General features: G+C 38.5%; 18 protein-coding genes. 17 read left to right on the top strand and 1 reads right to left on the bottom strand.

The features are described from left to right. Window positions 1-27 precede the first annotated feature (27 nt). The 14 genes from R6U77_RS18600 (at window position 28) to R6U77_RS18535 (ending at window position 17433) form a co-directional block, all read left to right on the top strand. Window positions 28-1548 (top strand): methyl-accepting chemotaxis protein, encoded by a 1521-nt coding sequence (locus R6U77_RS18600; RefSeq protein WP_319836780.1) that lies wholly within the window; start codon window positions 28-30, stop codon window positions 1546-1548. Between the two features lie 36 nt (window positions 1549-1584). Next, window positions 1585-1947 carry a 2-oxoglutarate ferredoxin oxidoreductase subunit beta gene (locus tag R6U77_RS18595; protein ID WP_319836779.1) on the top strand — a complete coding sequence of 121 codons (363 nt, stop codon included), beginning with the start codon at window positions 1585-1587 and terminating at the stop codon, window positions 1945-1947. Window positions 1948-2199: 252 nt separating this feature from the next. Continuing rightward, complete coding sequence (locus R6U77_RS18590; protein ID WP_319836778.1) at window positions 2200-3156, top strand: Rpn family recombination-promoting nuclease/putative transposase; 957 nt, start codon at window positions 2200-2202, stop codon at window positions 3154-3156. A 214-nt stretch (window positions 3157-3370) separates the two neighbouring features. Next, a complete protein-coding gene (gene miaB / locus R6U77_RS18585; RefSeq protein WP_319836777.1) occupies window positions 3371-4909 on the top strand; it encodes a tRNA (N6-isopentenyl adenosine(37)-C2)-methylthiotransferase MiaB in 1539 nt (512 codons plus the stop codon). After that, window positions 4909-5343, top strand: a complete 435-nt coding sequence (locus R6U77_RS18580; protein WP_293921240.1) for a YlbF/YmcA family competence regulator — start codon at window positions 4909-4911, stop codon at window positions 5341-5343. The genes miaB and R6U77_RS18580 overlap by 1 nt, the downstream gene beginning before the upstream one ends. A gap of 538 nt (window positions 5344-5881) precedes the next feature. Next, a complete protein-coding gene (locus tag R6U77_RS18575; RefSeq protein WP_319836776.1) occupies window positions 5882-8044 on the top strand; it encodes a putative bifunctional diguanylate cyclase/phosphodiesterase in 2163 nt (720 codons plus the stop codon). Window positions 8045-8229: 185 nt separating this feature from the next. Continuing rightward, a complete protein-coding gene (gene aspA / locus R6U77_RS18570; RefSeq protein WP_319836775.1) occupies window positions 8230-9651 on the top strand; it encodes an aspartate ammonia-lyase in 1422 nt (473 codons plus the stop codon). Window positions 9652-9733: 82 nt separating this feature from the next. Beyond that, complete coding sequence (cotE, locus tag R6U77_RS18565) at window positions 9734-10315, top strand: outer spore coat protein CotE (RefSeq protein WP_319836774.1); 582 nt, start codon at window positions 9734-9736, stop codon at window positions 10313-10315. Window positions 10316-10517: 202 nt separating this feature from the next. After that, window positions 10518-13076 carry a DNA mismatch repair protein MutS gene (gene mutS / locus R6U77_RS18560; RefSeq protein WP_319836773.1) on the top strand — a complete coding sequence of 853 codons (2559 nt, stop codon included), beginning with the start codon at window positions 10518-10520 and terminating at the stop codon, window positions 13074-13076. Between the two features lie 12 nt (window positions 13077-13088). After that, entirely contained in the window at window positions 13089-14912 is a 1824-nt protein-coding gene (gene mutL, locus R6U77_RS18555) for a DNA mismatch repair endonuclease MutL (protein WP_319836772.1), read from the top strand. Between the two features lie 18 nt (window positions 14913-14930). After that, window positions 14931-15848: an alpha/beta hydrolase gene (locus R6U77_RS18550; protein ID WP_319836771.1), complete on the top strand. Its 918-nt coding sequence runs from the start codon at window positions 14931-14933 to the stop codon at window positions 15846-15848. Next, window positions 15829-16737 carry a tRNA (adenosine(37)-N6)-dimethylallyltransferase MiaA gene (gene miaA / locus R6U77_RS18545; RefSeq protein WP_319836770.1) on the top strand — a complete coding sequence of 303 codons (909 nt, stop codon included), beginning with the start codon at window positions 15829-15831 and terminating at the stop codon, window positions 16735-16737. Before R6U77_RS18550 ends, miaA begins: the two co-directional genes overlap by 20 nt. 143 nt (window positions 16738-16880) lie before the next feature. Then, on the top strand, window positions 16881-17108 hold the full coding sequence (hfq, locus tag R6U77_RS18540; RefSeq protein WP_293921232.1) for an RNA chaperone Hfq: 228 nt from the start codon (window positions 16881-16883) through the stop codon (window positions 17106-17108). Window positions 17109-17130: 22 nt separating this feature from the next. Beyond that, complete coding sequence (locus R6U77_RS18535) at window positions 17131-17433, top strand: rhodanese-like domain-containing protein (RefSeq protein ID WP_293921231.1); 303 nt, start codon at window positions 17131-17133, stop codon at window positions 17431-17433. Between the two features lie 73 nt (window positions 17434-17506). On the opposite strand, the gene R6U77_RS18530 is transcribed toward R6U77_RS18535, so the two are convergent. Further along, complete coding sequence (locus R6U77_RS18530) at window positions 17507-18112, bottom strand: trimeric intracellular cation channel family protein (protein WP_293921230.1); 606 nt, start codon at window positions 18110-18112, stop codon at window positions 17507-17509. A 153-nt stretch (window positions 18113-18265) separates the two neighbouring features. On the opposite strand from R6U77_RS18530, the gene R6U77_RS18525 reads away from it, so the two are divergent. The 3 genes from R6U77_RS18525 (at window position 18266) to glnA (ending at window position 21577) form a co-directional block, all read left to right on the top strand. Continuing rightward, the gene (locus R6U77_RS18525; protein WP_293921229.1) at window positions 18266-19519 is read left to right on the top strand and encodes a methionine gamma-lyase family protein; all 1254 of its coding nucleotides are present in this window, start codon (window positions 18266-18268) and stop codon (window positions 19517-19519) included. Window positions 19520-19831: 312 nt separating this feature from the next. Continuing rightward, a complete protein-coding gene (locus R6U77_RS18520) occupies window positions 19832-20209 on the top strand; it encodes a MerR family transcriptional regulator (RefSeq protein WP_319836769.1) in 378 nt (125 codons plus the stop codon). 33 nt (window positions 20210-20242) lie between these two features. Further along, complete coding sequence (gene glnA / locus R6U77_RS18515) at window positions 20243-21577, top strand: type I glutamate--ammonia ligase (RefSeq protein WP_319836768.1); 1335 nt, start codon at window positions 20243-20245, stop codon at window positions 21575-21577. Window positions 21578-21676: the final 99 nt, after the last annotated feature.

The raw sequence follows: 21676 nt of genomic DNA, 5'->3' as shown, positions 1-21676 counted from the left end.
CCATATAGTAAAAAAGGAGCATATATAATGAAATATGTTAAAGTAAAGGACAAGCTCATGTTATTAATGCTTGTTTGTGTTATTTCCAATATCGTCATTTCTATTTTTTGTATGGACTATTTAAGAAAAATGGAATGGCATGCACAGCAAATATATGAGCAAAAGGTACAAAGCATGTACGTGTTAAAATCAGCAGAAGCGCTAACGCTAGCAGGAAAAACAGAGGAAGCGCAAGGATTAATAAATGAAGCACCTTATTTAGCATTCGATTCGAAAATGGATTTTTATTTGAAGCAGCTAAAAACAGAAATAAATGAAGCTAACGTACGAGAGGTAGTTGATTATGTACTTACTCGCACAGAGCAACAAATTATAAATTATGAAAAGGATATACATAGAGGCTATTTCATCATTATATTTATTTCGTTGATGATGGTGGTGCTGGTAGTCATTTTAAGTTTTACTGCCTCAAGCTCTGTGCGTAAGCCAACTAAGCAATTGAAAAGCTTATTAAAGCGTGCCGAGCAAGGTGATTTTACACAAAAAGCAATTTATACATCGCGAGATGAGCTTGGGGAGCTGCTGCTTTGCTACAATCACATGGTGGAGGAAGTAAAAGGCTTATTAGAAGTTGTGAATCGTAGTGCAAGCGTTGTAGGGGAAGCCAATGGAAACATTCGCACGAGCTCTGAAACGATGACTCTGTCTGCACAGCAAACATCTAAAAATACGGATGAAATTGCTCAAAGTATTATGGAATCGACAGCCCATTTAACATCGAATACAGCGATGATTCAAGAGGTCGCAAGCAATATTACAGTTGTGACAAATCGCGTGCAAATGATGAAGGAAAATATTGCTGAAACAGTGCAGCAAGCTAAAGATGGCGAGCAAGAAATTGCATCGAATATGTCACAAATGCACCTAATTGAGCAAGCAATGCTAGAGGCAGATGCGAAAATGCGTAAACTAGAGCTACAATCACAGGAGATTTCAAAGGCTGTTGATATTATTCAGGAAATTGCCAATAATACGAGTCTGCTTGCACTAAATGCAGCGATTGAGGCAGCGCATGCTGGAGAAGAGGGCAAAGGCTTTGCTGTTGTAGCAAATGAAGTGAAAAAGCTAGCACAACAATCATTAGATTCAACGAAAACAATTACGACAATCGTGAAAACGATACAGCAAGATACAAAAACGGCTGTTAATATGATGGAAGTCGCAAGCGAGGCAGTTCATTCTGGCATTGAAGTAACGACAAACACTGCGACGCATTTCCGAGCGATTGCTACTCGCATTGAGCATATTGAACCGCATATTGCGGACATATCAAGTACAGTCGAAAAAATGTCGCAATATGCACAAAATGTGGCGGATCAATCAAGGAAGTTAAGCGAGCTATCAGAGGAAAATGGTAGCCAAGTTGAACAAATTGTGCAACAAACAGCAAAGCAACTTGATATTACGACAAATATGCACGAGCAAATTCAGTACATTTCAAAAAATACGCGTGCTTTAACACATGCACTCAAGAAATTCGTTGTATAATTACTAGAGAGAGCAATGAATTGAGGTGCAATTTAATTGACGAACATCATAGATTTTATTGCAAGGCATGAGCAAAAGGAATTAACGAAATTACAGCGCACAGTGGAATGCAGTTATGATCAGGTAGACGAGTTGAAGCGATTCGTCGAGGCACAGCAGCTACAAATTAAAGACCATACGCTATTTTTAGCTTTTTTACTTTATTTACAAGAGCATCATATTGATGCATTAACGATTTTTAAAGATGTTTTCTCGATACCGCGATATAAATTTGAACACCTATACAATATGAAATGGTGGTCTGTTGCACAGCTAGGCTTTACTTTTTTAGCCATTTTAAAAGACAATGAACCAGCGGAATATGAGCGGTTTTTTAATAAAATGAAAAGCCTGAACTAATTTTTAGTGTCAGGCTTTTCATAAAATACTTCACTCAAGTAGGAAATTATAGTAAATTAAATGTAGATGAGGTTTCCCCATACCTCATCTATCAACAATATTATTTTCCCCATAATTTAATTTCCCATGAATAAACAACGACAAGAACCTCCCAAATTAATAGTTGAAAATGCTAAATGGAGCATGTATTGCTTAAAAGCAATTTCATTTATAAGACGAGAAACTTATGCTATATTAAAAGGAGTATGAGATATGAATCGAAAAGCTTTAAAACGTATTCCATTGAATAAATTAATAGATTTGAAAATAGATTTGGCATTCAAGCAACTATTTGGTAATGATAAAAATAAAGAGATTACGATTGTCTTTTTAAATGCCATTTTACAAAAAACAGGGCGTAATACGATTAAAGAGGTGCTGTTCATCAATAAGGAGCTTAGTGGTGAGCATTTAGAAGATAAAGAGTCACGTTTAGATATTATTGTGCGCACGCAAGATGGCGAGCTAATTAATATTGAAATGCAGTTATCAAATGAAAATGATATGATGAAGCGGACACTCTATTATTGGTCTCGTCTCTTCGTTGACCAATTGTCACGAGGGAAAAGTTATCATACATTGCTACCAACAATCACCATTAATATATGTAATTTCACATTTTTTAAAACAATCCACTACCATAGCACCTATCACTTATTTGAAAATCAATCGCTACAACGTTTAGCGCCCCAAGATGATGTATTAGAAATCCACTTTATTGAAATGACTAAATTCCTTCAAACATGGCGTAAGGAGCAATTAAATTCATTAGATGATATTTTAGCTCGCTGGCTACTCTTATTAGGAATGGTCGATGCACGTAAACAGAAAGTATATGATGATATTTATAATGAATTGGAGGTATTAGCTTTGAAAGATGAACGTTTACAACAAGCCTTTGATACATGGCAAGAGCTTAGTCAAAACCCAGATACAATCATCGCCTACCACTCTCGTTTAAAAACAATCATTGATGAGGAAGCCAAACTAGATTATGCGCGACATCAAGGAATTGAGGAAGGAATCCAAAAAGGAATACAGGAAGGCTTAGTCCAACAAAATAAGCAAATTGCGCAAAAAATGATAGCAAAAGGAAAAAGCGATGAAGAAATTCAAGATCTAACGGAGCTACCTTTAGAGGAAATTCAGCGTCTACGATTAGGAAATTAGCATCGTTTTTACTGTTTTCAAGATAGATAATCATTCACCTTTGTTCTTACTTTATTTTAATAAAATGCATACAATTTCATCAATTTAACTAAAAAATTCACACAAACTCCTCAACAATTCAAGCGTGAATAGTGTTCTTTCTTAGGAAATTCGTTATAATAGTTTAATGGATATTCGTATGCACGAAATCAATTGAAAGGAGTTTATGAGCTCAATGAATGAGGAACAACGTTTAGCAAGCAAGCAAGTGAATCAGCCAAAGCCTGCTGCTGAAAAGGATTACAGTAAATATTTTGAAAAAGTATTCACAGCTCCTTCTTTAAAAGACGCAAAAAAGCGCGGGAAAGAGGAGATTAAATATCATAAGGATTTCATGATTGACGAGCAGTTTTTAAATATGGGGAACGGGCGTAAATTTTACATCCGCACATACGGCTGTCAAATGAACGAGCATGACACTGAAGTAATGGCAGGTATTTTCATGCAACTTGGCTATGAGCCAACAGAGGAAATCGAGCAGGCGGATGTCGTGCTGCTTAATACTTGTGCGATTCGTGAAAATGCGGAAAATAAAGTGTTTGGTGAGCTTGGCTTCCTTATGAAATATAAGCGCAAAAATCCAGAAATGTTAATCGGCGTCTGTGGTTGTATGTCGCAGGAAGAGTCGGTTGTCAATAAAATTTTAAAAACGTACCAGCATGTAGATATGGTATTTGGTACGCACAATATCCACCGTTTACCACATATTTTAAAAGAAGCCTATATGTCGAAGGAAATGGTCATTGAAGTGTGGTCAAAGGAAGGCGATGTTATTGAAAATCTTCCAAAGCAACGACTTGGTTCGATTAAAGCATGGGTAAACATTATGTATGGCTGTGATAAATTCTGTACGTATTGTATCGTGCCATATACGCGCGGTAAGGAGCGTTCACGTCGACCAGAGGAAATTATCGCAGAAGTGCGTGAGCTAGCAGCACAAGGCTATCAGGAAATTATGCTGTTAGGGCAAAATGTTAATGCATATGGCAAGGATTTTGATGATATTACCTATCGTTTAGGTGATTTAATGGACGAGCTGCGCAAAATCGATATTCCACGTATTCGCTTTACAACGAGCCATCCACGGGATTTCGATGATCATTTAATCGAGATTTTAGCGAAAGGCGGCAACTTAGTCGAGCATATTCATTTACCTGTACAGTCAGGCTCAAATGAGATTTTGAAAATTATGGCACGTAAATATACAAGAGAGCATTTCCTTGATTTAGTGCGCAAAATAAAAGAAGCAATGCCTGATGTTGCATTATCAACAGATATTATCGTTGGCTATCCAAACGAAACAGAGAAGCAGTTCCAAGAAACTTTGGATTTATATCGTGAAGTAGGTTTCGAAATGGCTTACACATACATTTATTCACCACGTGAAGGCACACCTGCTGCGAAAATGGTCGATAATGTACCGATGGAAGTGAAAAAGGAGCGTCTGCAACGCTTAAATGCAGTTGTAGAGGAGCTATCGAAGGCAGCGTTACAAAAGCTTGAAGGTGAAATGGTAGAAGTGCTTGTAGAAGGTAGCAGTAAAAAGCGTGATGATGTGTTAGCTGGCTATACACGCAAAAATAAATTAGTAAACTTTGAAGGTCCGATGGAGTTAGTTGGACAGCGAGTAAATGTAAAAATTTTAGAGGCGAAAAATTACTCGTTACGCGGTGAGTTTGTGGAGATTGTAAAACGACATGAGGTGCATAGTTAATGACAACATATTATACAAAAGATGAAATCGTTGCAAAGGCAAAAGAAATTGCGCATATGATTGCAAATACAGAGGAAGTAGAGTTTTTCAAAAAAGCAGAAGCACAAATTAATGAAAACCAATTTGTGCGTGAAAAAATTGCTTCGCTAAAAACGTTGCAAAAGCAAGCAGTAAACTTCCAACACTTGGGGAAAGAAAAAGCATTAAACATGATTGAAGGTAAAATTGATGGCATCGAACAGGAAATTGATGAAATTCCTGTTGTCCAACAATTTAAACAATCACAAATGGATGTAAATGATTTATTGCAATTAGTATCAAATGCAATTGCAAATGAGGTAACAAATGAAATTATTGAATCAACTGGCGGCGACTTATTGCGCGGTGAAACAGGTTCAAAAGTAGAAAACAGCACACCTGGTAGCTGTTCATAAAGACTGAAGAAGTACGGAAAAGCACACGGTTTTATTGCTTTTCCGTACTTCTTTCTTTATTATGATTCAGCAACTCTTTTACATACTGAAAACGAAGCTCACTCTATAAAATAAAGAATAATTAACTACCTGAAAATACATAAATCCATTCAAAATAATTTGTCGAATAGTATGGAAAATGGTATAAATAAGTAAAATGAACTAATGGAATATATAGCATTCTTATACATTTGATTGATAGAGCACTTACTTAATAAAAATAGCAGGCGTGTTGATTATGTAAAAATTGGCTACAAAGAGGTGTGTTTTGCAAGAGAAAATACTTTCTTCTATAGCCTTTATTTGTTCATTGGAGTGAGGGGAGCGACTCCTACAGGAACAGCGCAGGTGGAAAATTAGTTGGAGCCTGTGCCCGTGGAAAGCGCCTCCCGCAACGGAAATGAACAAATTTTTTAGTAGTCTCTGTAAAATAAAGGCTAATTAACACGCCTGTAAAAATATATTGAAATGGAATCGGCTAAATGATAGGAGTGAGCCAATGTATAACCATAATATTGTTGATAGGGGACAATTGTATTTTAGCTTGTGCCAAGTAGCAAAACAATTTGAATCAGGATTAGTTATTTTAGATGCACAAAATCAACACAGTATTATATATGCAAATAATATTTTCACACGCATGGTTGAATATCATCATGATGAACTAATCGGCTCTACATTATCGTTATTAACAGGGCCTTTAACTGACGTAAATAGTGAAGCGCTTATTTTAGAAAGCCTCCAACAAGGACTATCATTGAAATTATCAATATTTCATTATCGAAAAGATCAAACTGCCTTTTGGAATGAACTATCGATTCTACCAATAAGAGATCATGAAAGCATCGTGCAGTTTTATATTGTTGCTGCGCGAGATATTACCGATTCGATTAATGTTGAAGCGCTGATTGCGGTAGAGCGTGAGGCCTATTCGGAACTAGAGCAAGGAGCAGATATTGCCGATGTTTTAGCACATCTTTGCCGACATATCGCTACAACGTTTCAGAAAAAAAGCTATACTTGTATATTTTTAATTGAAGAAAATCGTTTGAAATTAGTTGCTTCTAACACTTTGCCGAAAAAAATAAGAAGTATATTTGCATCTGTTGATAATTTGCATTTAGATTATAACAACTTTTTCCAACATATTATAAAAGACCGCTATATTATTCACCATTTAGAGCAGCAGCAAGAAGAGTGGGCAAGTATATTACAGCAAAAGGATATAGAAGCGGTTTGGCATCAAGCGATTAAAACACCTGAAGGAGAGCTTGTTGGTATTTTTTCTTTATTTTTTGAGGAGTCTATTAAATTTCCACGTCAAAATGAAATCAAATTTTTAGATCGAGTTGCGCCAATTATTACACTAGCCTTAAAATATTTTAATCAAAAAAAGGAAATTTTACAGTTAGCTTATTATGATGAAAAAACGGGATTGCCTAATTTTGCATTGTTTCAAAATGAATTAAACCAGCTTTATCAAGAGGATTGTAGTGGCGTTATTTGTATTATTGAGCCTGGTGAATATCAAAAAGTGGTCGATTTATATGGACGGCAAGGGGGCGATGCATTATTGCTACAATTGGCACAGCGAGCGATGTTGATTCCTGCATTTGAAAATGCCTTGATTGCGCGCTACACAAATTCCTCCGTTATTTTAGCCAGCAAGTATACGATTGATGAGGAGCTAGAGGGGCTATTGCATGAAATTATCGTTGAGCCTTTTTCAATTGAAGGAAAAAGCGTATATATTACGTTAAAAATTGGCACTTCAAACTATGACCAATCTATTTTAATTACAGAGGCGGTCAAGCGTGCCGATACAGCATTGTCTGTTTCTTTAAAAAGCACTGGCACGACGTTGAAAGTGTACGATGAATCACAAGTGCAAACGCTACAGCTTGAAATGGAAGTTTTATCATCGTTTTCATATGCATTGAAAAATATGGAATTTACACCTGTCCTGCAACCAAAAGTAAATATTCAAACAGGTGAAATTGAAGGTTTTGAAGCATTGGCACGTTGGTTTTCAGAAAGCTTAGGCTTTGTATCGCCTGCTATTTTTATTCCTGTTGCAGAAAATACAGGGAATATTCATAAAGTAGACCGTGTTATTTTTAGAAAAATTTTAGCGTGGCAAAAGATGCGCCAAGATGCGGGGAAAAAAATGTACCAAATTGCTGTTAACATATCACCTACTCATTTTTATGACCCCAGTTTTGTAGAAAGTATGAAGCTGCTTATTACTGAATATGGTGTTGAACCACGCTATATTAAATTTGAAATTACAGAAAGCGTTGAGCTGGAAAATATGATACGAGCAAAGGGGATTATTAATGAATTGAAGGAATTTGGCATTGCGATGTCGATTGACGATTTTGGTGTTGGTTACTCCTCTCTCGGTTATTTGAAGGAATTGCCCTTTGATGAAATAAAAATTGATAAAAGCTTTATTGATTATTTATCAGATGAGCGGATGAATGCAGTTGTTCGTACATTGATTCAATTATCAGCAGATTTAAATATGAAATCTGTTGCAGAAGGTATAGAAACAGAGGCGCAGCATTTAGAGCTGCAAAAAATTGGCTGCCAAGTAGGACAAGGCTACTATTATTATAAGCCAATGACTTTAACAGAGGTTGAACAACTATTAGATTATTAATAAATAGCTGTCGAAAAGCGTTCCTTTCGACAGCTATTTTTTATGAAGAATGTCACCGCTTACAAAAAAATTATAAATAAAAATGAAATACTGTTTACAAGCTCATGAAAATTGGCTACTATCATGTTGAATAGATATCAATATTCGATTAAATAGATATCGAAATTAGATAAAGGGGATACTTTATGGAACAGCAAATGCGTATAGAGAAAGATTTTTTAGGAGAGCGTCAATTACCGCTAGAGGCGTATTATGGTATTCAAACATTACGTGCAACTGAAAACTTTCCAATTACTGGTTTATCACTACATACATCATTAATTCGAGCAATGGGGATTGTCAAAAAAGCGGCAGCTCTAGGAAATATGGAAGTAGAATTATTGCCAAAGGAAATCGGTGTAGCGATTATTGTTGCGGCAGATGAAATAATCGCAGGAAAATGGGATCAGCAATTTATCGTTGACCCTATTCAAGGCGGAGCTGGAACTTCCATTAATATGAATGCCAATGAAGTCATTGCAAACCGCGCATTGGAGATTTTAGGGAAAGAAAAAGGCGATTATGCCACAATTAGTCCAAATAGTCATGTCAACATGTCACAATCTACAAATGATGCATTCCCAACAGCGATGCATATTGCGATTTTAACATTGATTGAAGAGCTACTTGCAACGATGCAGCATATGCAAGATACATTTGATAAAAAGGCGGCACAATTTGCCCATGTTATTAAAATGGGGCGTACACATTTACAGGATGCTGTACCAATTCGACTTGGACAAGAATTTGAAGCATATAGCCGCGTAATCGGTCGTGATATTAAGCGTATTGCTAGAACACGCGAACATCTATATGAAGTTAATATGGGAGCTACAGCTGTAGGAACAGGCTTAAATGCTGTACCAAACTATATTTTAGCGGTAGATCGTCATTTAGCAGAGCTTTCTGGTTTCCCATTGACAGGTGCAACACATTTAGTGGATGCAACACAAAATACCGATGCCTATACAGAAGTATCAAGCGCATTAAAAATTTGTATGGTCAATATGTCGAAAATTTCCAATGATTTGCGTTTAATGGCTTCAGGGCCACGTGCAGGATTTAACGAAATTTTCTTGCCAGCACGTCAGCCAGGCTCTTCTATTATGCCAGGTAAAGTAAACCCAGTTATGCCAGAAGTATTAAATCAAGTAGCGTTCCAAGTTATCGGAAATGACCATACAATTTCGATGGCCTCAGAGGCAGGACAGCTAGAGTTAAATGTAATGGAGCCAGTACTCGTATTTAATCTAATTCAATCGCTAAGCATTATGAACAATGTATTCGAAGCATTCACAGAGCATTGCTTAAAAGACATCCAAGCAAATGAGGAGCGTATGAAGGAATATGTAGAAAAAAGCGTTGGTATTTTAACTGCGGTGAACCCGCATATCGGCTATGAAACAGCAGCTCGTTTAGCAAGTGAAGCAATTCGCACAGGGCAATCAATTCGTGAGCTATGTATTGAAGCTGGTGTATTGACAGCTGAACAGCTGGACCTTATTTTAGATCCATATGAAATGACACATCCAGGTATTGCTGGTTCAAGCATGTTAAAGCATTTATAAAATGAACATTCCCTCTTCCTAGCACCATTTAGGCGCGTGCCGCATAAACTATGGCGAGCCACATAGGAAGGGGGATTTTTCGTTGAAACGATTACGTCAAATCGTGACAAAGGCAGTTGTAGCGAAAGGGAAAAAACGTGTTGAGAGTGTCGAAACGCTATGTCCGCCAAATGTTCCAACGAGTATTTTAGGATGCTGGGTGATTAATCACCATTACCAAGCGAAAAAAATTGGGAATTTTGTTGAAGTGTCAGGGAAATTTGATATTAATGTATGGTATGCTTACAACCAGCATTCGAAGACGGCGGTTTACACAGAAACGATCACATATCGCGATCGCATTAAATTGCATTACCGCGATGAAAAAGTGAAGGACACAAACGAGGTTCATACACATGTTGAACAACAGCCAAACTGTGTTGAGGCAATAATTATCAATGGTGATAAGTTCCAGGTAACAATTGAGAGAGAATTTTTAGTCGAACTCATTGGAGAAACGACAGTTTGCATTCATGTGCATCCATTGGATTATGAAGATGAATGGGAGTTTGCAGAATCATCCTCATCATCGAGCTCGTCATCGTCTTCAAGCTCTTCAGCATCGTTAGGCGGCTCCAGTTCATCAACTATCCGGCATATAAAAGAATCTTCATCGTTTCAATAAGTGAAGCAAGCTGCCAGAGAAATCTGGCAGCTCTTTTTTGCATTCGCAAATATCTTGAAGAAATTCGCAGATAAGTCATTAAAAAACGCAGATATTTTATACATAGCCTAGACAATTTTTATTCTCTTAAGAGGCTGACATGCATAATGTTTAGTTTTTTTATATAATAGAAGTATAGAATTTAATTAAAAGAGGTTTTTACATGACGACATACACGCCGATGATGCAACAATATTTAATGATAAAAGAAGATTATAAGGATGCTTTTTTATTTTTCCGTTTAGGGGATTTTTATGAGCTGTTTTTTGAAGATGCGGAGAGAGCTTCACAGCTTTTAGAAATTACGTTAACAAGCCGCGATGGGGGAAGTAAAGGGCGCATTCCAATGTGTGGTGTGCCACATCATTCCGCAAAAAACTATATTGAAACACTCGTTTCCAAAGGCTATAAAGTAGCAATTTGTGAACAAACGGAAGACCCAAAGGTAGCCAAAGGTGTTGTAAGACGCGAAGTTGTGCAGCTGATTACACCTGGGACGATTACAGAGGGTAAAACAATTGATGGCAAGACGAATCATTTTATCGGTGCGGCAGAATATGTTGCAGAGCAGCAAATTGCTTTTGTCATACTTGATATTTCCACAGGCGAGGCAACAGCAACGATTATTGAAGGGGATATTAAAACATTATTCCAGCAGCTACAATCCTATGCCATTCGTGAGCTGATCGTTGGTGAGGCAATGCATCTAGAGGCAGCAGAAATGGCACAGGCATTAAATATTGTACTCTCTATCGAACATGATGAAATGCAGCAAACACAGCAATTTACGAGTGACTTGCCTCCAAATGTTCAGCCGATAGCAAGCAGGCTTTTACGTTATATTGAACGTACGCAAATGCGTTCACTTTCACATATTCAGCCATTCCGCTTTACTGAAATGAATCACTATTTATCGATAGATGCAAATTCAAAGCGCAATTTAGAGCTGATGCAGTCGATTCGTGGTGGCGACCAAAAGGGGACACTTTTATGGCTGCTTGATGAAACAGTGACAGCAATGGGTGGACGTAAATTAAAGCAGTGGCTACATCAGCCGCTTGTGCAACGGACTAAAATTGAGCAACGTTTAACAATTGTGGAGCATTTATTAGAAGACTTTTTCGTGCGTGAAGAGCTGCGTGAGCGTTTAAAGCAAGTGTATGATCTAGAGCGTTTAGCTGGTCGTGTCGCATTTGGTAATGTCGGTGGTCGAGATTTAGCACAGCTGCGTGAATCATTGCGACAAGTGCCTGCAATTCGCGAGCAGCTACTGGCAAGTAAAAGCGAGCCGCTGCGTCAATTGGGCGAGGCGTTCGATATATGTGAGGAAGTGGAGCAGCTGCTTGCTGTAGCGATTACAGATCACCCACCGATTACCATTAAAGAGGGTGACGTTATTCGTGATGGTTATCATGACAAGCTTGATGAGCTCCGTTATGCGGCACGTAACGGCAAAGATTGGATTGCCCAACTTGAGCAAAAGGAGCGCGAGCTAACAGGCATTAAAAATTTAAAAATTGGCTATAATCGCATATTTGGCTATTATATCGAAATTACAAAATCTAATTTTGGCAATGTAGATTTAACGCGTTATGAACGTAAGCAAACATTGGCAAATGCAGAGCGCTATATTACGCAGGAGCTCAAGGAAAAAGAAGCATTAATTTTAAATGCAGAAGAGCAAAGCCTAGCGCTTGAATATGATTTATTCGTTGCATTACGCGAGGAGCTAAAAGCTTATATTCCACGTGTACAAGCACTTGCATCTGAAATAAGCGAGCTTGATGTATTTATTAGCTTTGCAAGCATTTCAGAGAAATATCATTTTACACGTCCAATATTCCATGATGGACGCGATTTAACGATTAAAGAAGGGCGTCATCCAGTCGTTGAAAAAATGCTAAATAAACAACTATATGTGCCAAATGATTGCATTTTGCCGAGCGACCGCAATATGATGCTTATTACAGGACCGAATATGTCTGGTAAAAGTACATATATGCGTCAAGTAGCCATTACGGTAATTTTGGCACAAATGGGCTGCTATGTACCTGCTAAAGAGGCAAGCTTACCAATTACCGATCAAATTTTCACACGTATTGGAGCAGCCGATGATTTAGCGGCAGGACAATCCACATTTATGGTGGAAATGCTTGAATCGCAATATGCGATTACACATGCGACGAAAAATAGCTTGTTACTATTTGATGAAATTGGGCGTGGTACATCTACATATGATGGTATGAGCTTAGCGCAGGCAATGATGGAATATATTCATCAGGAAATCGGTGCAAATACACTGTTTTCGACGCATTACCATGAGTTAACAGAGCTTGAGCATGACTTGGCACGTTTACAAAATGTCCATGTTAGCGCAACGGAGCGTGATGGCAAAGTTGTCTTTTTACACAAAGTGAAAACAGGTGCAGCCGATAAAAGCTATGGTGTGCATGTAGCTGAGCTGGCAGAAATGCCAGAGCCAATTATTGAGCGTGCAAGAGTGCTGCTCACACAATTTGAGGCACAGGAAGCAGTAAAGCCTGTGCAAGAGAAGTCAAGCATTGTAGCAGAGCAACTATCTTTATTCACAGACCAGCCTTCCTTATCAAAGGAGGAGCAGGAAGTGTTAGAGGTGTTACAGAAGGCAAATATTATGGGAACAACGCCGCTACAGGCGATGACGCTATTGCATGAATTACAGCAAAAATTATTAAGCAAATAGAGGTGAGCGCGAATGGGGAAAATCCACATTATGGATGAATGGCTATCCAATAAAATTGCAGCGGGTGAGGTAGTAGAACGTCCTGCATCTGTTGTCAAAGAGCTTGTGGAAAATGCCATTGATGCTGGTGCGACAACGATTGAAGTGTTTTTAGAGGAAGCGGGATTAGCGTTTATCCAAGTTGTTGATAATGGGAGTGGTATGAGTGAGGAGGATGCATTGAAATCCTTTGCAAGGCATGCCACTTCCAAAATTGAAAAAGAGCAGGATTTATTCCGCATTCGCACGCTCGGCTTCCGTGGTGAGGCATTAGCCTCCATTTCATCCGTTTGCAAAATGACGATGAAAACATCTGATGGTCAAGACGGTGCAGAGCTTTATATTGAAGGTGGACATATTAAAAGTCAGAAGCCAGCTGCACTGCGACAAGGAACAGATATTACAGTAGCGCAATTATTTTATAACACACCTGCGCGTTTAAAATATTTAAAAACAGTACAGACAGAGTTAGGTCATTCAATTGATTTAATGAATCGTTTAGCATTAGGCAATCCACATATTGCCTTCAAGCTTGTGCACAATGGACAGGTTCAGTTGCAAACAAATGGACGAGGACATGTGCAGCAAGTACTCGCAGCGATTTATGGCGCACATAATGCGAAAAAAATGTTTGCATTTAACGGTGAAACAAATGATTATAAAATACATGGCTTTGCAACATTGCCTGAGCTCACACGCGCTTCAAAAAATTACATTTCGACATTTGTGAATGGGCGTTGGGTAAAGCATTATTTAGTGCAAAAGGCGGTCGTTGATGCATTTCATACGTATTTGCCGATTGAGCGCTATCCAATTACCGCATTATTTATTGAAGGCGACCCGCAGTTAACAGATGTCAATGTCCACCCTGCCAAGCATCAAATTCGTTTAAGTAAAGAGCCTGAGCTACTGCAATTAGTAGAGCAAACAATTCGCAAAGCTGTAAGTGACGTTGTCCGCGTTCCCCTAGCAGCAAAGCCGAAAAAGTCTGAGAAGCTACCAACAGAGCAGCTCAATATATGGAAACCAGCGCCAACTTTTAATGAGGAGAAAATGGCTTCGATTGTTCAACATTTAAAGGAAAGTCGACTAGAGCCAGCCCCTTTAAGAGGAGAGCCTGTGCAAGTAAAGGAAAGCCAGCCACCATTAACTGTGGAAAGCTTCGTAGAGCCTATAATAGAGCAACCACCAGTAGTGGAGGAAAAAAAAGCACCATTTCCACAGCTTGAAGTTATTGGGCAAATTCATGGAACTTATATTGTTGCTCAAATGGAGGATGGCTTTTATTTAATTGACCAGCATGCTGCGCAGGAGCGTATAAAATATGAATATTATCGCGAAAAAGTAGGCGATGTGAATGCCAACGAACGACAGGCACTGCTCCTGCCACTGACATTCCATTATTCAGCAGATGAAGCGTTACGTTTAATGGAGCATCAGCAAAGCTTGCAGGAGGTTGGTATTTATTTAGAGCCATTTGGTCAAAACTCCTTCGTTGTACGTGAGCACCCAACTTGGTTCCCAAAAGGCTTTGAACAAGAAGTAATTGAGGAGCTAATTGAGCAAGTGTTGACAACACGCAAGGCTGATGTGAAAAAGCTACGCGAGGAAGCAGCGATTATGATGAGCTGTAAAAAATCCATTAAAGCGAATTACTATTTAACAAAGGAGCAAATGGATCAACTGCTAAATGATTTAAGAGAGGCAGAAAATCCGTTTACATGTCCACATGGACGTCCTGTATTAATTCATTTTTCAACATATGAGCTAGAAAAAATGTTTAAGCGTGTCATGTAAAGTGAAGGGGGATTTTTAATGAAACAGCAACAGCTATTTTTAACGATGCGAGACGGGCAACAAGTTTTTGTGCGCATATTTGAGCCAGAGCAACCAATTGGACATATGCATATTTTGCATGGAATGGGCGAGCATTCAGGACGCTATGAGGAGTTTGCCAAGCTTTTGTGTGCGCAGGGCTATTATGTATCACTACACGATCATAGAGGGCATGGCTATACGGCTAGGGGCAATTACGGGCATTTTGCGGATGAGCGCGGCTTCCATCATGTCGTATTAGATGTACTTGAAGTGCTTCTATACCTTCGTAAAACAGTGACAGTTCCCTTGACGCTATTTGGTCATAGCATGGGCTCATTTATCGCACGCCGTTTTATTCAGCTTTATAGCGATCAAATTTCAGCCTGTATTATTTGTGGTACAGGCGTTACATCCGCAACACATTTAGCAGGTAATCAGCTTGCGAATACATTAGCGAAGGCACAAGGCAAGCAAACAGCGAGTCCTTTCATGAATCGCTTAAGCTTTGGTAGCTTTAATAAAGCATTTGCAGATACAACAACAGAATTTGATTGGCTATCGCGTGACGCGGATGAAGTGCAAAAATATATCGATGATGAAATGTGTGGCTTTATTCCATCGCATCAATTTTACGCCGATTTGACAGAGGGCTTACTACTTGTCCATCGCAAAGAGGAGATGGCACGCACACGAACAGATTTACCAGTGCTATTTATTAGCGGTAGCCATGACCCTGTTGGCGATTTTGGTAAAGGGGTATTCAAAGTAGCCAAAAGAATGACTGATGTAGGAATGGAAAATGTCACAGTGCATTTATTTGAAGAAATGCGCCATGAAATTTTAAACGAAACAAATAAACAGCATGTGCATGATGCTGTATTACGGTGGTTAAAACATGTCGAAAACGAACTATGATGTTGTTGCAATTATCGGCCCAACAGCATCTGGCAAAACAGCATTAAGCATCCAACTTGCAAAGCTTATCGATGGTGAAATCATTAACGGTGATTCCATGCAAGTATATAAAGGGCTCGATATTGGAACTGCGAAAATTACAGCTGCTGAGATGGATGGTATCCCGCATCATCTGTTTGATATAAAGGAGCCGACAGAAAGTTTTTCAGTAGCGGAATATCAGCAGCTTGTACGTGCTAAAATTGATGAGATTAGTGCACGTGGGAAAGTACCGATTATCGTTGGCGGCACAGGCTTATATGTGCAATCTGTGCTCTACGATTTCCAATTTACAAAAGAACAAGTGAACGAAGAGGCACGCTCTCTTTACTATAAGGAGCTAGAAAAAATTGGACCTGAGGCAATGCATGCAAAGCTAGCGGCACTAGATCCAGAAACGGCGAGCAATATTCACCCAAACAATACTAGACGAATCATTCGTGCATTAGAAATGGTTGAATTAAGTGGCACATCAAAGGTGGCAGATGAGCATAATAGGGGTGATATCCCACTCTACAACCATTTAATTATTGGCTTAGATATGGAACGTGAAAAATTGTATGAGCGCATTAATTTACGTGTTGATATTATGCTAGAACAAGGGCTTATACAGGAAGTGCGCGAGTTATATGATGCGGGTATTCGAGATGTACAAGCAATGAAAGCAATCGGCTATAAGGAGCTATGCGCTTATTTTGCTGGGCTAGTTTCCTATGAGGATGCGGTTGACCAAATTAAGCAAAATTCACGCCGTTATGCTAAGCGTCAACTCACATATTTCCGCAATAAAATGGATGTACAATGGATAGGTACAAATTGGGAACAAGTAAAGTCGCTTTTCGCCGAATGAATTTATAAAAATAGAAGGAAATTTATATTATATAACGAATATATATTAATGGTCATAAAATAGCTTGGTATTTGCTGTGGCAAAGTTAGTCCATGTTTAGTCAAAAGTAAATATCATAATCAATAACAAAGGCGGGTGCTTACGTGAAACCAGTTAATTTGCAAGATGCATTTTTAAACCAATTACGTAAAAACAATACATTTGTAACAGTCTTTTTATTAAACGGCTTTCAACTAAAAGGCTTAATAAAATCTTACGATAATTTTACTGTACTGTTAGAGGTAGAAGGAAAGCAGCACTTGATTTATAAACATGCGATTTCGACATTTGTGCCAGCAAGTACGATAGATATTAATAAAGAAGATGCATAATTCGAATCGGAGGCTTATCGAAATGAAAACAATGACAACAGATGAACTAATTAATTTGCTTGATGCAAACGAGGATTTACACGTAATTGATGTGCGTGAAGACTTTGAAGTAGCAGACGGTGTAATTCCTGGTGCAGTGCATATTCCATTAGGTGAAATTCCGAACAGCTTAGAGCAATTAGATAAATCGCTTCCTTATATCATTGTATGTAAAGGCGGCGTACGCAGCGCAAATGCTTGCGAATACTTAGCAGAGCAAGGCTATGATGTAACCAATCTTGAAGGCGGTATGCTTGCATATGATGGTGAGCTAGAATTTAAGTAAAAAAATGAAAAGAGGTGTTAGAAAAGTCACGCATTAGCCCGCTTTTCTAACACCTCTTTCATTTTCTATCAATCTATTTCACTAGCAGTTTTTTTCGTGGTAAATGCCAGCCACGCATATAAGAGAAAATACGTAAAGCTGTCACTGCAATAAACACCATATATAAAAACAAGTCGCCCGTTAAAACTTGAAGTCCTATCATTAAACCTGCACCAGCTGCCCACATTGCATAAATTTCATCACGCAACACAGTCGGTTTACGGCGTGCAAGTAAATCTCTTACAATACCACCACCTGAGCCAGTTAAAACAGCTGCCACAACAACAGCGCTAATAGGAAGCTCTAATTTCACTGCATACATGGCCCCTTGTACAGCAAATGCTGCAAGCCCAATTGCATCAAATAAATTTCCCCAACGATTCCAATGCTTAATAAAGCGCTGTGGTACTAAAAAGAATAGCGTAACTGCAGCGAGCGCGATTTGGAACATCATTTCTTGACTCCATAAAGTAGTGACTGGTAAGCCAATTAATAAATTACGAATGGCCCCACCACCGAATGCGGTAACAACACCAAGCAAATAAACGCCGAATAAATCATATTCCTCCTCCATCGCAACGATAGCGCCAGACAAGGCAAAAGCGATTGTTCCAATAATACTAAAAACTTCCCAAGCCATTTTCAAACTCCTTCTTATCGTAAATATCTAAGTTAGCAAACATGAGCATAACAATTATATAAAAATTAGTAAAGAGTAAATAGTTGACGTGATGAAAATAGTTGATAAGATGGGATAGGATTAAAAACTATTAAGCAAAATAAGGAGACATCTATGTTCACGTCAAACTTAACAGAACAAACAATGGAGCTTGCTGCTCGTATTGAAAATAAAATTGCTACATTTCATAAAAAAGTAGATGAAAACGCCTTTTTTAATCAGCAAAAAGTATTAACAGCATTTCGTGAAAATCAAGTTTCTGATTATCATTTACATCCTTCAAGTGGCTATGGCTATGATGATGAAGGACGCGATAATTTAGAGCGTGTCTATGCACAAGTATTTGGGACAGAGGCAGCCATCGTTCGTCCGCAAATTATCTCAGGCACGCATGCCATTACGCTTAGCTTATTCGGTGTTTTACGTCCTGGTGACGAGCTCGTTTATATTACAGGCAAACCATATGATACGCTGCAATCAATTGTTGATGGTGGAGATAAAGATACTGGGTCATTAAAGGATTTCGGCATTAAATATAGCCATGTTGATTTAATTGATAATGAGCAAATCGACTGGCAAGGCGTGCGTGAAGCAGTAAATGTAAAAACGAAAATGATCGCTATTCAGCGTTCAAAAGGCTATGCGACACGACCTTCATTTACAGTTGCAGAAATTAGTGAAATGGTGCAGCAAATTCGCTTGATTGCCCCAAGTGCTGTGATTTTTGTGGATAATTGCTATGGTGAATTTGTGGAGCTACTTGAGCCAACAGAGGTTGGCGTTGATTTAATGGCAGGCTCATTAATTAAAAACCCAGGGGCAGGTCTTGCAAAAATTGGCGGCTATATCGCAGGACGTGCAGATTTAGTAGAAAAATGTGCTTATCGTATGACCTCACCAGGCATTGGTGCGGAGGCAGGTGCCACATTAAATACATTAGCTGACTTTTACCAAGGCTTTTTCTTAGCACCACATACGGTTGCACAAGCGTTAAAAGGGGCAATTTTTACTTCGGCGATGCTAGAGGAAATTGGTATGGCAACAGCGCCGCACTACAGCGCACCTCGCACAGACTTAATACAATCCGTATCGTTCCAAACAGCTGAGCAAATGATTGCTTTTTGCCGTGAAATTCAAGCAGCCTCACCCATCAATGCACATTTCGCACCAGAGCCAGCTTATATGCCAGGCTATGAGGACGATGTGATTATGGCAGCAGGTACGTTTGTGCAAGGCTCCAGCATTGAATTAACAGCAGATGGCCCGATTCGCCCACCGTATACCGCCTTTGTACAAGGTGGTTTAACCTATGAGCATGTAAAATACGCAATTTGCAGTGCTGTTCAAAAGCTAAGTAATAAAGGCTGAGGTCATGTTAAAAGATTTTAAATTGTTGCAGCATTAAAATTTGGAGTGACAGAATAAAAAAATAATTTTTTGAAAGAAATGGTATGCTCATTCGTTGATTTTCGCTCAATGAAAGGTGGCTCATAACCTTATATTTTGCAAAAATGCAAACAATAAAACTACCTTAAAAGTGCTGTATAAAGCCATTTTTAAGGTAGTTTTTAATTGCTATTTCGAAGGTTATGATAAGAGAAGATTTCATGTTAGGTTTTCTTACATGAAAATTGACGTATAAAAAAACACTGATGTATGATAATAGCGGAGGTGAATTAAATGGGTAGTGAAATTCGTCGATCTATGCCAGTGTTACCAATAAGTATTGTGATGCAGCTAACGGATTTAACAGCGCGTCAAATACGATATTATGAAGAACACAATTTAGTTCAACCTCATCGTACAGAAGGAAATAGACGAATGTTTTCGTTAAATGATGTTGATGTATTGCTGGAAATAAAGGAAATGCTTGAGCGAGGCACGAATATGGCAGGAATTAAAAAAGTATTCGCGATGAAGAAGCATGTGAATACAGAAGGCAAGAAAGAAATTTCTGATCGAGAATTGCGCCGCATTATGCGGGAAGAAATGCTACAAGCACGAAGCATGCAAAAAACATCCATTCGTCAAGGAAATTTTACACGCTTTTATAAATAAGCGGACATACATTAACTTAGGAGAGTGATACATTTGGGTAAGTACACAAAGGATGACATTAAGAAACTGGTTCAAGAGCATGAAGTAAAATTTATTCGATTACAGTTCACTGATATTTTAGGAACAATTAAAAATGTAGAAATTCCAGTTAGTCAATTAGATAAAGCGTTAGACAATAAAATGATGTTCGATGGCTCTTCAATCGAAGGCTTCGTGCGTATCGAAGAATCAGATATGTATTTATTGCCTGATTACGATTCGTTTATGGTTTTCCCATGGACAGCTGAAAAAGGCAAAGTAGCACGCTTAATTTGTGATATTGCAAACCCAGATGGTACACCTTTTGCTGGCGACCCACGCTCAAATTTAAAGCGCGTATTGAAGGAAATGGAGAAGCTTGGCTTTACTGATTTTAATCTAGGGCCAGAGCCAGAATTTTTCTTATTTAAACTTGACGAAAAAGGCGAGCCTACTTTAGAGGTAAATGACCATGGAGGCTATTTCGATTTAGCACCAACAGATTTAGGTGAAAACTGCCGCCGTGACATTGTGCTTGAGCTAGAGGAAATGGGCTTTGAAATTGAAGCATCTCACCATGAGGTAGCGCCAGGTCAGCATGAAATCGACTTTAAATATGCAGATGCTATTACAGCCTGTGATAATATTCAAACATTTAAATTAGTAGTAAAAACAATTGCTCGTAAGCACGGCTTACATGCAACATTTATGCCAAAGCCGTTATTTGGAGAAGCAGGCTCAGGAATGCACTTTAATGTTTCTTTATTTAAAGGAAAAGAAAATGCCTTTTATGATGAGCAAACAGAGCTTGGCTTATCTGAAACAGCGATGCAATTTATGGCAGGCGTATTAGAGCATGTTCAAGGCTTTACAGCGATTACAAATCCAACAGTAAACTCATATAAGCGTTTAGTACCAGGCTATGAAGCACCATGCTACGTGGCATGGTCAGCACAAAACCGTTCACCGTTAATTCGTATTCCATCATCACGTGGTATTTCAACACGTATTGAAGTACGTTCTGTAGATCCATCAGCAAATCCATACTTAGCGATGGCTGTTATTTTAGAGGCAGGCTTGGAAGGAATTCGTAAAAAAATGACGCCACCACCAGCAGTTAACCGCAATATTTATGTGATGACAGAGGAAGAGCGTGAAGAAAACGGAATTTCTAATTTACCAGCTGCGCTAGACGATGCATTAACGCTACTAGCAAAAGATAAGATTGTACAAAGTGCATTAGGTGAGCATATTTATGCGAACTTCAAAGAAGCAAAAGAAATTGAATTTGATATGTATCGCTCCACTGTTCATCAATGGGAACGCGATCATTATTTGAAAATGTACTAAGAGAAAAGCGTTGGAGCTATTAGGTTCCAACGCTTTCTTTTGTTATTGCCCTAACTTATCCATGTACTGTTCGTAACTATTCATTGTTTGTTCTGCATT

It is taken from the genome of Lysinibacillus louembei (genome assembly GCF_033880585.1).
GTDB classification, from domain to species: domain Bacteria; phylum Bacillota; class Bacilli; order Bacillales_A; family Planococcaceae; genus Metasolibacillus; species Metasolibacillus louembei.
The sequence above is the reverse complement of the archived record's forward strand: the minus strand, read 5'-3'. Positions and strand labels throughout refer to the sequence as shown.

What these genes read in the sequence shown, in the direction of transcription:
- R6U77_RS18600 (WP_319836780.1), top strand. Translation starts at nt 28, where the DNA reads ATGAAATATGTTAAAGTAAAGGACAAGCTCATGTTATTAATGCTTGTT.
- R6U77_RS18590 (WP_319836778.1), top strand. Translation starts at nt 2,200, where the DNA reads ATGAATCGAAAAGCTTTAAAACGTATTCCATTGAATAAATTAATAGAT.
- miaB (WP_319836777.1), top strand. Translation starts at nt 3,371, where the DNA reads ATGAATGAGGAACAACGTTTAGCAAGCAAGCAAGTGAATCAGCCAAAG.
- R6U77_RS18580 (WP_293921240.1), top strand. Translation starts at nt 4,909, where the DNA reads ATGACAACATATTATACAAAAGATGAAATCGTTGCAAAGGCAAAAGAA.
- R6U77_RS18575 (WP_319836776.1), top strand. Translation starts at nt 5,882, where the DNA reads ATGTATAACCATAATATTGTTGATAGGGGACAATTGTATTTTAGCTTG.
- aspA (WP_319836775.1), top strand. Translation starts at nt 8,230, where the DNA reads ATGGAACAGCAAATGCGTATAGAGAAAGATTTTTTAGGAGAGCGTCAA.
- mutS (WP_319836773.1), top strand. Translation starts at nt 10,518, where the DNA reads ATGACGACATACACGCCGATGATGCAACAATATTTAATGATAAAAGAA.
- mutL (WP_319836772.1), top strand. Translation starts at nt 13,089, where the DNA reads ATGGGGAAAATCCACATTATGGATGAATGGCTATCCAATAAAATTGCA.
- R6U77_RS18550 (WP_319836771.1), top strand. Translation starts at nt 14,931, where the DNA reads ATGAAACAGCAACAGCTATTTTTAACGATGCGAGACGGGCAACAAGTT.
- miaA (WP_319836770.1), top strand. Translation starts at nt 15,829, where the DNA reads ATGTCGAAAACGAACTATGATGTTGTTGCAATTATCGGCCCAACAGCA.
- R6U77_RS18535 (WP_293921231.1), top strand. Translation starts at nt 17,131, where the DNA reads ATGAAAACAATGACAACAGATGAACTAATTAATTTGCTTGATGCAAAC.
- R6U77_RS18530 (WP_293921230.1), bottom strand. Translation starts at nt 18,112, where the DNA reads ATGGCTTGGGAAGTTTTTAGTATTATTGGAACAATCGCTTTTGCCTTG.
- R6U77_RS18525 (WP_293921229.1), top strand. Translation starts at nt 18,266, where the DNA reads ATGTTCACGTCAAACTTAACAGAACAAACAATGGAGCTTGCTGCTCGT.
- R6U77_RS18520 (WP_319836769.1), top strand. Translation starts at nt 19,832, where the DNA reads ATGGGTAGTGAAATTCGTCGATCTATGCCAGTGTTACCAATAAGTATT.